The 12,484-nt window shown below is 69.2% G+C and carries 12 protein-coding genes and 1 pseudogene; 9 read left to right on the plus strand and 4 right to left on the minus strand.

Annotated elements, in window-relative coordinates; all coding sequences use genetic code 11:
- The first annotated feature begins 29 nt into the window (after positions 1-29).
- From ABT061_RS12955 to ABT061_RS12980, 6 genes are all read left to right on the plus strand, one after another.
- Complete coding sequence (locus ABT061_RS12955) at positions 30-368, plus strand: ArsR/SmtB family transcription factor (protein ID WP_350915872.1); 339 nt, start codon at positions 30-32, stop codon at positions 366-368.
- Positions 365-841 (plus strand): SRPBCC domain-containing protein, encoded by a 477-nt coding sequence (locus ABT061_RS12960; protein ID WP_350915874.1) that lies wholly within the window; start codon positions 365-367, stop codon positions 839-841. The genes ABT061_RS12955 and ABT061_RS12960 overlap by 4 nt, the downstream gene beginning before the upstream one ends.
- On the plus strand, positions 838-1,464 hold the full coding sequence (locus tag ABT061_RS12965; protein ID WP_350915876.1) for a dihydrofolate reductase family protein: 627 nt from the start codon (positions 838-840) through the stop codon (positions 1,462-1,464). Before ABT061_RS12960 ends, ABT061_RS12965 begins: the two co-directional genes overlap by 4 nt.
- A 485-nt stretch (positions 1,465-1,949) precedes the next feature.
- Positions 1,950-2,555 carry a response regulator transcription factor gene (locus ABT061_RS12970; protein WP_350915878.1) on the plus strand — a complete coding sequence of 202 codons (606 nt, stop codon included), beginning with the start codon at positions 1,950-1,952 and terminating at the stop codon, positions 2,553-2,555.
- On the plus strand, positions 2,546-4,363 hold the full coding sequence (locus ABT061_RS12975; protein WP_350915880.1) for a sensor histidine kinase: 1,818 nt from the start codon (positions 2,546-2,548) through the stop codon (positions 4,361-4,363). The genes ABT061_RS12970 and ABT061_RS12975 overlap by 10 nt, the downstream gene beginning before the upstream one ends.
- Before the next feature lie 76 nt (positions 4,364-4,439).
- Positions 4,440-5,879 carry a multicopper oxidase family protein gene (locus tag ABT061_RS12980; RefSeq protein WP_350915881.1) on the plus strand — a complete coding sequence of 480 codons (1,440 nt, stop codon included), beginning with the start codon at positions 4,440-4,442 and terminating at the stop codon, positions 5,877-5,879.
- Between the two features lie 153 nt (positions 5,880-6,032).
- Here ABT061_RS12980 and ABT061_RS12985 read toward each other — a convergent pair whose 3' ends face one another.
- Positions 6,033-6,344, minus strand: coding sequence for a winged helix-turn-helix transcriptional regulator (locus ABT061_RS12985; protein ID WP_502991437.1), 312 nt, complete (start codon positions 6,342-6,344; stop codon positions 6,033-6,035).
- A gap of 88 nt (positions 6,345-6,432) precedes the next feature.
- On the opposite strand from ABT061_RS12985, the gene ABT061_RS12990 reads away from it, so the two are divergent.
- Positions 6,433-7,320, plus strand: coding sequence for an NAD(P)-dependent oxidoreductase (locus ABT061_RS12990; protein ID WP_350915885.1), 888 nt, complete (start codon positions 6,433-6,435; stop codon positions 7,318-7,320).
- 225 nt (positions 7,321-7,545) lie between these two features.
- Positions 7,546-7,698: pseudogene (locus ABT061_RS12995) on the plus strand (cytochrome P450); the annotation flags it as partial.
- An 88-nt stretch (positions 7,699-7,786) separates the two neighbouring features.
- On the opposite strand, the gene ABT061_RS13000 reads toward ABT061_RS12995, so the two are convergent.
- Positions 7,787-9,256, minus strand: a complete 1,470-nt coding sequence (locus tag ABT061_RS13000) for an MFS transporter (protein ID WP_350915887.1) — start codon at positions 9,254-9,256, stop codon at positions 7,787-7,789.
- 466 nt (positions 9,257-9,722) lie between these two features.
- Here ABT061_RS13000 and ABT061_RS13005 point away from each other — a divergent pair, with 466 nt between their 5' ends.
- Complete coding sequence (locus tag ABT061_RS13005; protein ID WP_350915889.1) at positions 9,723-10,529, plus strand: NmrA family NAD(P)-binding protein; 807 nt, start codon at positions 9,723-9,725, stop codon at positions 10,527-10,529.
- Between the two features lie 272 nt (positions 10,530-10,801).
- On the opposite strand, the gene ABT061_RS48375 is transcribed toward ABT061_RS13005, so the two are convergent.
- Together ABT061_RS48375 and ABT061_RS13015 are read right to left on the minus strand one after the other, a co-directional pair.
- A complete protein-coding gene (locus tag ABT061_RS48375) occupies positions 10,802-11,221 on the minus strand; it encodes an ATP-binding protein (RefSeq protein ID WP_502991440.1) in 420 nt (139 codons plus the stop codon).
- A gap of 365 nt (positions 11,222-11,586) precedes the next feature.
- Positions 11,587-12,471 (minus strand): AraC family transcriptional regulator, encoded by an 885-nt coding sequence (locus ABT061_RS13015; protein ID WP_350915892.1) that lies wholly within the window; start codon positions 12,469-12,471, stop codon positions 11,587-11,589.
- Positions 12,472-12,484: the final 13 nt, after the last annotated feature.

A 12,484-nucleotide genomic window follows, 5' to 3' on the forward strand; every position in this document is an offset into this window, starting at 1 on the left:
AAGTGTTTCGGCGAGCAATACTTAGCCGCATGGCACAGTATTCGGCGGAGCTCGACGGCGTGTTCGTCGCCCTCGCCGACCCGACGCGGCGCGGCGTCATCCGACGCCTCGGCCGCGGTCCGACGAGCGTGGGCGATCTCGCCCGCGAGTTCCCGATGACCCTTCCCTCCTTTATGAAGCACGTGCGGACGCTCGAGGAGAACGGCCTGATCCGCACGGTCAAGCTCGGCCGGGTGCGCACCTGCGTGCTCAACCGCGACCGTCTCGCTCTCGTCGACGGCTGGCTCGCGGAGCAGCGCCAGATCTGGGAGGAGCGCACCGACCGGCTCGAACGCCTAGTCACCGATCCGAAGGAGAAACAACCATGAACCCCGATCTTGACCTGACCCTGCAGCGGGTCATCCGCGCCCCCCGCGCCGCCGTGTGGAGCGCGTGGACTGATCCGTCCCGCTTTGAGAAGTGGTGGGTCCCGGCGCCGACCGTGTGCCGCGTCGACCGCCTCGACGTCCGGCCCGGCGGCGCGCTCGTGACGCGACTGAGCGACGACGGGGTGGACTTCGTCCCGCACATCAACGCGAGCTTCCTCGTCGTCGACGAGTTCGAGCGGATCGTGTTCACGAACGCGATCGACAGCGCCTGGCGCCCCGCGAATCCCGCGCCGGTGCCCATGACAGCCGAGATCACGCTGAGCGATCATCCGGACGGCACGGACTACCGGATCATCGTCCGGCACGGCGATCCGGCCGCCCGCGCCCGCCACGAGGAACTCGGCTTCTTCGAAGGCTATGGCTCGGTCACCAAGCAACTCGCCGTGGTCGCGGAGAGCCAGGCCGCGCGGTGAAGATCGCTCTCACCGGGTTCGTCACCCTCGACGGGGTCAGCCAGGGCCCCGGCTCGCCGACCGAGGACACGAGCGACGGCTTCACCCGGGGCGGCTGGCTCGTGCCCCACCTGGACGAACTCTTCGTCCGGCGTACCTCCGACTGGCTGGACCTCGCCGACGGTCTGCTGCTCGGGCGGCGAACCTACGAAGCGTTCGCCCGGGACTGGCCGCAGATCACCGACCCGGACGACCCGTACACCGAGCGGATGAACTCACTACCGAAGTACGTGGTGACCAACACCCTCGCCGAAGGGAGCTGGCATCCGACGACCGTGCTCCGCGGTGACCCGATCCAGACCGTCGGGGAACTCAAGGCACAGCCAGGACGGGAACTCCAGATCCACGGGAGTGCGCGACTCGGCAACGCCCTGTTGGCGGCGGGCCTCGTCGACACGCTCCGGCTCGTCGTCGCCCCGGTCGTGACCGGTTCCGGGCGGCGGCTGCTCGACCACCCGAGCGGACCCGCCGGCCTTCGACTCGTCCGCCACGAGGTGACGGCGAACGGCCTGCTGCTGCTCCAGTACGAGACCGTCGGTGCTGCCCCGGTAGCGGAATACGAGGGCGTCACGGCCTTTGTCTAGTGCGGTGACCAGGACCGGATACGTTCACCGGGTTTGATCACGCCGCATCCTCGCACCTACAACGCCCCGTAACTCGACCTGGTGCCAGGGCCTGTTCTTTTAGAGACCTGGTGCCAGGGCCTGTTCTTTTAGAGGTCGTCTCATTTGGTGAGGCGGCGGTAGCGGACGAAGAGCGGTCGCGTTGTGGTGTCGGGTGAGGTCTGCGTCAGTTGAGCCTTCTGCCGAGCTTGGTCGAACGGCTCGGCGATCCCGTGATAGCCGGCCTCGACCAGCTCGGCGTACTTGACGTACCCCCGCCGGGGTGTCGGACTCGAAGCGGAACAGGGTACGTGGCCCGCCGGGCGGATCGCAGCCGGGCGAGTGCTCGTCGATCCTGAACTCTGGCCCGAGTCGCTCAGGGCGTGAATTCTTCATGATCCAAAATGAAGATCACACGAGATGGTAGGAATAGGGCGAAAGTGGGGCTTGAGGGTAGGGGGCGATAGGTGATCCGGGTTCTGCTCGCCGAGGACATGCACATGGTCCGAGGGGCGCTGGTCGCACTGCTCGAACTCGAACCCGACATCAAGCTGGTCGCGGAGGCGGCGACCGGCGACGAGATCGTGCCCTTGGCGCTGAAGTCCAAGCCGGACGTGGCGGTGATCGACGTCGAGTTGCCCGGCGTCGACGGGCTCACCGCCGCAGCCGAGCTGCGCAGGCGGGTGCCGCAGTGCCGGGTGCTGATCGTGACGAGCTACGGCCGCCCGGGGAGCGTCCGCAAGGCCTTCGCCGCCCAGGCGTCCGGGTTCGTGGTCAAGGACGCTCCGCCGGACCGGCTTGCCGATGCGATCAGGAGGGTCGCGGCGGGTGAGCGGGTGATCGATCCCAAGCTCGCCGTGGCGGCGCTGGAGGTGGTCGAGAGCCCGCTCAAGCCGCGCGAGCTGGAGGTACTGCGGAGGTTCTCCTGCGGCGAGGACGTGGAGCAGATCGCCGAGGCGCTGTTCCTGTCCGCAGGCACCGTACGCAACTACCTCACCGGGATCGTCGCCACGCTGCACGCCCGCAACCGGCTGCACGCTGTCCGGATAGCCCAGGACGCCGGTTGGCTCTGAGCCCGGCCCGCCTGCTCGCCGCCTTCATCTGCGTGGTGTGCGTCCTACGGGTGAGCTTCTACCTCGGCGAGGCCTCGGCCGGGCCGTTGACCGTGGCGAGCATCATGGGGGTCGCCGCACTCCAACTGCCGATCTCGCTCCCGGGCAGGCGGCGCCTGTCGGCCGTGCTCTTCCCGGTGCAGGCCGTATTGAACTACCTTCCCCTGCTGGCCGAGGCCGACAGTTGGCGGGCGGGCGGCTCGGCGTTCGTGGCCGCCTCGGCCCTTCTCGTGGTGAGCGGTCCCGCCGCGTGGCTGCTCTTGGGGTTGATCGCGGTCGTCGAGGGCGCCGTGGCGTCCGCGCTGGACCGCGCGCCCATGGAGATCTATTACGCGGTCGTCGCCCCCCTCAATGTCGGTCTGATGCTGTACGGCCTCAGCCGCCTCGCCGACCTGCTGGACCGGGTTGGCCGGGAGCGATCCGAGCTGGCGGCCAGGGCCGAGGAGGTCGAGCGGCTACGGCTGTGGCGGCACGTACAGCACCTCGTGGTGAGCAGCGTGTCCGCCGTCGAGCGGCTGGCGCGGCGGGCACGGTGCCAGGGCGAGGCGGAGGTGGTGCGGAAACAGGTCTCCCAAGCCGTCGCCATCGCACGGAAGGCGCTGGACCGCGTACGATCCCTGCCGCCCGCCGACGGCCCGATCCCGGTCCCGCCTCGCGATCGCGACGGGCGGATCGTACGGCAGGCCACGCCGATTCTCGTCGTCACGCACGTGTTGTTCATCGGGCAGTCGCTGTTCAACTTCGCCGCCGACGAGGCACTCGATTCCGGCTCCGGAGACGCCGGCTATCTGGCCCTGCTGCCCCTGACCTTCGCTCTGCAGTTCTGGCACCTGGCCGCCCTGCGCGCGGGCAGGCGGCCCAAGGGCCTGGTCTGGACACTGGTGGCTCAGGGCATGACCATCTACGCGCCTCTGCTGGACGGGGAGACATCCGGGCTCGTGGTGTCGGGGTTCTTCGCCGGCGTCCTCCTGCTCTACGCGCAGGCGCGGGTGTCATGGCCGCTGTGCATGGCGATTTGCGGCATCTCGGCGATGGAGGGCTGGTTCACCGGGGGCACGCTCCTTGCCGGTTACCAGTTCTGCAGTGCCCTGGCCACCGCGCTGGCGGTCTACGGCCTGACCCGGCTGGTCACTCTCGTCACCGAGCTCCGCCGTACCCGGGCCGAGCTCGTCGAGGTGGCGGCCCTGCGCGAGCGGCTGAGGGTAGGCAGAGACGTGCACGACCTGCTCGGCCGCGGTCTCACCGCGGTCGTCCTGCACGGAGAGCTCACGCTGCGGCTGCTGGAGACGGATCCGGGCCGGGCGATGGAGCACCTCGAGCGGATGACGGACGCGGCGCGGGCCGCGCTCGCGGACGTCGCCGGGTTGAGCGCACCGGATCGGCGCCTGTCGCTGGCCGCCGAGGTCGACTCCGCCAGGGCCGTGCTGGAGTCGGCGGGAGCAGCCGTACGGGTCGACGCCGCGTCCGTGCGGGGGCCGGCCGAGCCCGTGCTCGCGGTGGTGCTGCGCGAGGCGGTCACCAACGTGCTCAGGCACAGCACGTCGGAGGAGTGCGTGGTCGAGATCGCCGTCGAGGATGGTCGCGTACGTCTGCTTGTGGCCAACGACGGGGCCGCCCCCGCTTCCGACGAGCCCGGCACGGGGCTGCGGAGCATGCGCGCCCGCCTGGCCGCCATCGGCGGCGAACTCACCACCACCCGGACCGGCGATCGCTTCGAGCTCCTCGCCCGTATCCCGGTTGATCATGAGGATCTCACGCCCACGAGGTGAACCCGGCGACTGTGCCGGTGAGCGCCCGGTGCCGCACAGTTGAACCTTCACATCGATACGAAGATCAACGGGGACCATGAATCGTCGACAGTTCCTCGCGCTCGCCGCGCTTTCGGGCCTCGCCTCGGCCTGCGGCTCCAGCGCCGAGAGCGATCCGGCCGCCTTCCGCACCAGGCTGCAGGTGCCACCACTGCTCGAACCCAAGGTGGACAAGGACGGGACACGGAGGTTCGCGCTGACGATGCAGCGGGGCCGAAGCGAGATCCTGGCCGGCAAGCCGGTCGAGACCTGGGGGTTCAACGGCCCGTACCTCGGGCCGACGATCCGGGCGGCACGCGGCGACAGGGTCCGGATGACGGTTACCAACCGGCTGGACGAGGCGAGCACCGTGCACTGGCACGGCATGCGGCTCCCCGCGAAGATGGACGGCGGGCCCCACCAGACGATCGAACCGGGCGCAACGTGGAATCCGCACTGGACCATCGACCAGCCCGCCGCCACATCCTGGTACCACCCGCACCCGCACGGCCAGACCGCCAAGCACGTCTACCGCGGCCTCGCGGGCATGTTCATCATCGACGACGGGACCACGGCGGAGCTCCCCGCGAGGTACGGGATCGACGATATCCCCCTCATCCTGCAGGACAAGAAGCTCACCGAGGACGGCTTACCGATCGGCGACCCCTTGAAGGGCACCTTCGGCATCCTGGGCGACCACATGCTGGTCAACGGCACGCACGCCCCGTTCCTGAACGTGCGCACCGAGCGGGTGCGCTTCCGGATCCTCAACGGATCCAACGCCCGCATGTACCACCTCACGTTCGCCGACCGCCGCACGTTCCATGTCGTCGGCAACGACGCCGGCCTGCTGCCCGCCCCGGTCCAGGTGGACCAGGTCTCTCTCACGCCGGGCGAGCGCGTGGAGGTCGTCGTGACCTTCACGGCCGGCGAGCAGGTCCTGCTGCGCACGATCTCGGGATCCGATGACATCGACGAGGGCGACTTCGACCTCCTGAAGATCGTCGCCGAGCCGCGGCTCGCCGCCTCCCCCCGCCTGCCGTCCCGCCTGGCCGACCCCGCTCCGATCGTGATCCCACCGAACGCCAAGGTCCGCCGGTTCCGGCTCAACGGCCACGACGCCATCAACGGCAAGGAAATGGATATGGCACGCATCGACGAGGTGGTTCCCGCCGGTGCCACCGAGATCTGGGAGATCGAGAACACCGTCTACGCGCACAACTTCCACATCCATGAGGTGGCCTTCCAGGTGCTCGACGTGGACGGGGAGAAACCACCCGCGTACGCGAGCGGCCACAAGGACACCGTCTACGTGCCGCCGAAGAGCACGGTGCGGCTCGCCGTCCGGTTCGGCCACTTCACCGACCCGGCCACGCCGTACATGTACCACTGCCACATCCTCCGGCACGAGGACTCCGGCATGATGGGGCAATTCGTGATCGTGCCGCCTGGCACCGAGAACCAGGTGCCCCGCATGATCACCGCCCACCACATGTAGCGCCGACCGCATCGCGGGGGCCGTCGGCCGCACTGGCACCCGGTAGCCACTTTTTTGTGGGTACTTGTCGGCCGGGCCGGGGCGGCCTGAAGCTTGGTCGTGGGCGGTCGGAGGGCCGTCGGATCCAGGTGCGACGGGGAGGTTGGCGGTGCATCAGGAGACCGGTTGGGCCTCGGCCAGCTTCTCCAAGCGACGGTGGCCCCAGTCGGAAAGAGGCGTCAACGCTTCGGAGAGTTCGCGGCCGAACGTGGTCAGGGAGTACACGGTCTTCAGTGGCCGAACATCGTGCACCTCCCGGTGGACCAGTCCGTCGGTCTCCATCTCCCGGAGCGTCTGAGTCAGCACCTTCTCGGTGAGGCCCGGCAGCCGTCGGCGCAGCTCGCCAGGGCGGCGGGGGCCGGACTCCAGGAGCCAGAGCAAGATCGTCTTCCACTTGCCGTCGATCACGGCGATCGCGGCAGTCACTCCGCACACATTCGGGTCCTGGGCGCGACTGCGCGTCATCTTCGTCCTATTCATTGCTGCTTGTTGTTATTTCTAAGGGAGTTGAGGCATGACCTCGCACACCGAACAGTCTGCCGTCACCGTGCTCGGCCTGGGGCCGATGGGCAGGGCTCTGGCCAGCGCCTTCTTGGATGCCGGCCTGCGGACCACGGTCTGGAACCGGACGCCGGGCAGGGACCGGGAGTTGGTCGAGCGGGGCGCGGTCGGCGCCCGATCGGCCGAGGAGGCGGTCGCCGCAAGCAGGTTGACCGTGGTCTGCGTGGTGAACTACGACGCGGTGGACGGCATTGTGCGGCGCGGTGCGGTCACCGACGCGCTCAAGGGGCACACGGTCGTGAACCTGACCGCCGACACCCCCGACCGGGCCCGGAACACCGCGGCCTGGGCGGCCGAGCACGGCATCGGGTACCTGGACGGTGCGATCATGACTCCGACCACGACCATTGGCACGCCGGCCGCGGTGTTCCTGCACAGTGGCCCCAAGGAGATCTACCGGGAGCACCGGCCGGTGCTGGACGCTCTGGGGGGCACCCACACCCACCTCGGTGAGGAAATCGGCCGGGCGGCCGCATACGACATCGCATTGCTCGACATCTTCTGGACCGCGATGGCGGGCTATGCGCACGCCCTGGCCGTGGCGAGGGCAGAAGGCGTCACCGCACGGGAGCTGGCACCGTTCGCCAAGGGCATCGGCGCGATCCTCCCGCCGATCTTCGAGGAGGCCGCGGAGGAAGTGGACAGCGGCAGGTTCTCCGGCGAAGACAACCCGATCACCTCGGCGGTATCGTCCATGGCCCATATCGTCCACACCTCCGAGGCCCATGGCATCGACGCGGGTGTGATGCGTGCGGCCGAAGGCATGGCGCGCCGCGCCATCGGACGGGGCCACGGCACAGACGGGTTCATCCGGATCACCGAGATCCTGAACCCCCGCTGAGGAGGCCGCTATGGGGTGCGGCCCGTTCCCGGCGCCCCCCCCGTGGAGGGTCTGCCCCGGTCATCGCGTCGGCTGAGTCAGCCGCAATCGGCCTATAGGTGGCCGTCGTCATGCGGGTTTCGGCCGCTTCGTGGGCCAGGGCGAGGATGTCGGGCAATTCGGCGACAAGCCCGAAGTCGCGGTGACTGCCATTGATCGTCGTGCGTGCTCTGTTGCCCGCCCATCACGGCCCGCGTCGAGATGCGGGTCGCGTTCCCCGCCCTGCTCAACCGCTTCCCCACGCTGCGCCTCGCCGTACCGGCCGAGGAGGTCGGTCTGCGCCCGGCGACCGCGGACATCTACGGGGTGAAGAGCCTCCCGGTCACCTGGGACGCGTGACCGGGAGGCGGTGACGGGTCCGAACCGGACCGGTCGCTGAGAGGTGAGGTAGGGCGGCGGCGACCGGACACCGGAGCCGCGGACGCTGTCAGCCGGTGGGGCGCAGGTCGGCGGCGTCCGGGTCGGGGACGGGCTGGGACGCGGCCGCGGCGACCCGGACACGCGGACCGGGGAGCCTGAGGGCGGCCAGGACGGCCGTCAGCATGACGGCGCCCAGGACGTAGACGGCGGCGCGCATTCCCTCGGCGGAGGCGGCGCGCAGGGCCTGCCCGGACAGCCCTTCAATGTCGTGGTTGGCGACAGCCACAAGAACCGCCAGACCCGCGGCGGTTCCCACTTGCAGCGCGGTGGAGGCCACCCCGGAGGCCAGGCCCTGTTCGTCCGCCGAGACGCCGGTGCCGGCGGCGATCCACATGGCCTCGTAGGTGATGCCCATGCCCAGACCGATGACGACGACCCCGGCCAGGACGGTGAGGACGGATCCGTCCGCGTGCATGCCGGGGGCGAGGAACGCAGCGCCCACGGCGTTGACGACGATGCCGATGATCAGCGCGCTCCGGGTGCCGAAGCGGTGGATCAGCCTCTCGCTGAGGAAGTTTCCTGCCGTGATCGACAGGGTCGGGCCAAGGAACGCCAGCCCGGTCTCCAGGGCGCTGAAGCCAAGGACGTCCTGGAAGTACAGGGTCAGGAAGTACGGCACGGCCTGCATCGTCAGCCCGAAGACGAGAATGACCACGACCGCTCCGCTGAGCGCGCGGTTGTGGAACAGTCGCAGCGGCATCAGCGGTGTCCGACCTCGGGCCTGGACGCGCAGGAACGTGGCCAGCAGGACCGCCGCGAGAACGGCTGCGGCGATCACCTCGGCCCGTGCCCAGCCGACCTCGGAGCCGTGCGCGACCGCGAAGATCAACAGCGTGATGCCCGCGGTACCGGTCAGGGTTCCGAGCACGTCGACGCTTCCTCTGGTGACGCGGCCGTCGGGGGGCAGCAGGGCGAAGGCGGCGACGGCACCCGCGACGGCCAGCGGGACGTTGACGTAGAACACGGCCTGCCAGCCCAGGGCCTGGGTGAGCACCCCGCCGGCCAGTGCGCCCGCGGTGAGCCCGCCGGCGCCCGCCATGGCCCAGACCGTCAGCGCACGGTTACGTTCCCTGCCCTCGGCGAAGGCGGTGTTGACCAGGGCCAGCACCGCGGGGAACAGCACCGCGCCGGCGAGGCCCTGCAAGGCGCGCGCGGCGAGCAGCACCGTCGGCGCCGTGGCCAGGCCGCCCAGCACGGAGGCCACGCCGTACAGCGCCATGCCGAGCACGAACATCCGCCGACGTCCCATCAGGTCGGACAGCCGACCGCCGAACAGCAGGAAGCCTCCGTAGAGGACGACGTACGCGGTGACCACCCATTGCAGGGTGTGCGGTGTGAAGCCGACATCGGCGGCGATGTCGGGCAGGGCGACATAGATGATGGTGAAGTCGAGGCTGATGATCAGATGCCCGAGCGCGAGCAGCGCGAGGCTCCATCCCGGCCGTCGGCTGCGGGCCGGGGACTGAGTTGTGGACATGGGTGTGCCTTTCGTCCGTGTGTGGTTCGGTGGCCTGTCATGGCTGCACCGGGACCGGCGGACATTTGTTGGCACACCCCTTGAGGGCACTGGGGTGGGCGGCGCCCGGGCTCGGTCCGTCCGGTCCGGTCATCACCCCTCCCCTCCCTGCGTGCTCTGCGCTGTCTTCGGTACGAATATGCCGCTCGCCGCGGGCCACGACATCGGACGCCCGGTCAGCATGGCCCGGGACCTTGGACCTAGGACCAGCGGAGGTCTCCGCGGCAAGAACGCGAGGCCGTTGGCCTGTTGGCCTGTTGGCCTTCGAGGAGGCTGAGTGCGGCAATCGGGGTGTCGCTTCGCGTGTACCTGGTGACACGCCCCATAACGACAGGCACGGTCGGGCGGACTTTTTGACCTCAAGTGCGGTTGAGTTCCTAGATTCGTCAGCGACTCATCCAGACAAGACGACCAAAGGAGCTCGACTGTGACGACCTTGGTGACAGGCGCCACCGGGAACACCGGCCGGCACGTTGTGGCAGAGCTGGTCCGCCGAGGAGAGCGGGTTCGGGCCCTGACGCGAGACCCGGCGGCGAACGCGGGAAGATTTCCGGCCGAGGTGGAGCTGGTGGCCGGCACGCACAACACACCAGAGAAGTTGGACGCCGCACTCCACGGCGTCAGCCGGCTGCATATCACGGTGACCGCTGGACTCGCCGAGGTCGGGCCCGAGCTGGTCCAGCGGGCGGTCGCCGCGGGCGTTCAGCGCTTCACCGTGCTGTGGGGCGGCTGGGTGGGCCCGGTCGAGCAGGCGGTGGCGGACTCAGGCGTGGAATGGACACGTCTGGAAGCACAAGAGTTCATGTCCAACACGTTGAGCTGGGCCGAATCGATCCGAGCCGAAGGAGTGGTCCGAGAACCGTACGACTTTCCCAGCGCGCTGGTGCACGAGGCCGACATCGCGGCCGTGGCAGCCGTCGCACTGCTCGATGATGGCCACGCGGGGCAGTCCTACAACCTCACCGGACCCGAACCGCTGACCCCGAGTGAGCGGGTCGCGATCCTGTCGCGGACGCTCCGTCGCGACATCGCCTTCGAGCCGATAACGCACGAACAGGCGATCGACAGGCTGATGGCCACCGGAGTGTCCCGGGCGGACGCCGAGTATGTCGTTGGCTGGTACGCCGCGTCCAATGATTCCTCCAAGACCGTGGACGACACGGTCGCAAGGGTGACCGGCCGTCCGGCACGTACGTTCATGCAGTGGGTGGACGAGCACGCAGACCGTTTTTAGGCTGGGGATGATCTCTATCGGCTGAACGCGCCCACGCTGGCCGATCTCCCTGGTTCGGGGCTATGGGTTTCCGCGTTCCCACCGCCGACCGTTGGGTGCCGGAGATCAGCTCACCGAACGCCGGGGCTGGAGCCGTCTCCGTCGTGTGCCTCCAGAACGAACGGGATCATCCGTACAGGAAATCGTATGACCGTCTCGTTCCCGGGGACGACGCCGTTGGTTGGGAGCGTGGCGGCGCTGCCCTTTCGAGCTCGCGTCGCCGCGCCGGTTGGTTAGGTGAGTTCGAACCAGATGACGGTTCCGGTGGGGTCGCGGTGGAAGCCCCAGCGGGTGGCGAGATCATTGACGAGGAGAAGTCCCCGGCCGCCGGTGGCGTCCAGGCTGGAGTTCCTGACGCAGAGGATCTGTGCGGAGCCGGGGTCCCGGACGGTGACGATGACGCCGTGCGGGGTGAAGGCCACCATGACGACGAACTCCCGTGGCCGGTCGCCCGGTGTGGTGTCCGCGGTTCTGGCTCTTGAGGTTTCGGTGTCGGTGGGTTCGGCGTCTGCCGGTTTGGCGTCGGTTCGACCGGCTGAGTGTTCGATGGTGTTGGTGGCCAGTTCGGCGGGGGTGCCGGCCTCGATGAGGCCGATGCGCTGCCGGTAGCGGGTGGGGGAGAGGGCCCACCAGTTCGCGGCCGGGATCGCCAGGTCAGCGGTGGCCGACCTGGCGAGCTGGAGCCGAGCCGCCCCGAAGTTCCAGGCCCATCACGCGGAGCTGTTAACGACGCGCGAACGGTGACCCCCTGACGACGCCTGGGTTCTAGTGCTTGTCGCAACACATCTGATCATTAGGGGCGTGTTGATGGCGAGGCGAGGACCCAGGCGCAGGTTGGATGTCGAGTCGGAGTACTGGGCGACGGTCTGCCCGGAACCCTTGTAGCACCCCAACCACGGCCGAATAGGCGACAGTTGATTACGCGAGGTCGCCAGAGTGGCACCCCATCATGTGCCGCCGCCGATCCACCCCGCCGCTGTAGATCCGCGGCCGACGTCCGTCCCCTCGCGCAGGGCGGTCACGTCACGTGCGCTCGACCGGCAGGGCCGGGCTGGTCGGGTGTTCCGTGGCTGGGCCAGGCGACGTCGTCAACCGCCAGAAATGGCTCGTGGGCCACGGCCGCGGGGGTCACCCCGGCGAACTCCATGATGTCCCGATGCAGGTGGGACTGGTCGGCGTAGCCGCCGTCCGCCGCGACCCCGGCAGCGTCGTGCCCCGCGGCCAGGCGGTGGGCGGCATGGTCGAAGCGGACCAGCTTCGCGGCGCGCTTAGGCGGCAGGCCGATCTGCGCGTGGAATCGCGACCACAGGCGCTTGCGGCTCCATCCGAGCTCGGCCGCCAGCCGCTCCACCCGAACCAGGCCGCGGCTGACCACGATCCGGTGCCAGGCCCAGGCCACCTCCGGCTCGACCGGCGACCCCGCCTCACGCCGACGGGCGAGCAACGCCTCGATCAACGCGAAGCGATCCTGCCAGGAGGAGACCTCGCCCAGTTGCTTGCTGATCCGTGACGCCTGCCTGCCCCACAGGTCGTCCAGCGTCACCACGTAGCCGTTCAGCTCGGCCGGGTCGACGCCCAGAATCGCGCGGGCGACCACAGGGGACAGGCGCATCTGAACACACGCGATGTTCTGGCCTCGCACCCACACCGCGCCGCCGAGCCCGAGCCCGGCGACAAGACTTCCCCGGTGCTGCCGCCCGGCGACGTCCTCAACGACGGGCGAGCCGGCCCCCAAGTCCAGAACCAGCGTCACGGCCGGGTGCGGAATCATCCGGTGACCCTCCGGATCCATGCCCCGGTCACGGAAGCCGGCCATGGTGACACCAGCCACCCGGCTGCGCCGCACTGAGGATGCGACGTCCCACATAACGGCGTCGTCACGTTCGCGCACAGTGGACCGCATGCTCCCATGCTAG

Source organism: Streptosporangium sp. NPDC002544 (assembly GCF_040295965.1).
In the GTDB taxonomy this organism is placed as follows: Bacteria; Actinomycetota; Actinomycetes; order Streptosporangiales; family Streptosporangiaceae; genus Streptosporangium.

Bases quoted from the DNA above. Each gene is read 5' to 3' on its own strand.
- ABT061_RS12990 (WP_350915885.1), top strand. From the start codon at position 6,433: ATGACCTCGCACACCGAACAGTCTGCCGTCACCGTGCTCGGCCTGGGG.
- ABT061_RS13015 (WP_350915892.1), bottom strand. From the start codon at position 12,471: ATGCGGTCCACTGTGCGCGAACGTGACGACGCCGTTATGTGGGACGTC.
- ABT061_RS13000 (WP_350915887.1), bottom strand. From the start codon at position 9,256: ATGTCCACAACTCAGTCCCCGGCCCGCAGCCGACGGCCGGGATGGAGC.
- ABT061_RS12980 (WP_350915881.1), top strand. From the start codon at position 4,440: ATGAATCGTCGACAGTTCCTCGCGCTCGCCGCGCTTTCGGGCCTCGCC.
- ABT061_RS12955 (WP_350915872.1), top strand. From the start codon at position 30: ATGGCACAGTATTCGGCGGAGCTCGACGGCGTGTTCGTCGCCCTCGCC.
- ABT061_RS12960 (WP_350915874.1), top strand. From the start codon at position 365: ATGAACCCCGATCTTGACCTGACCCTGCAGCGGGTCATCCGCGCCCCC.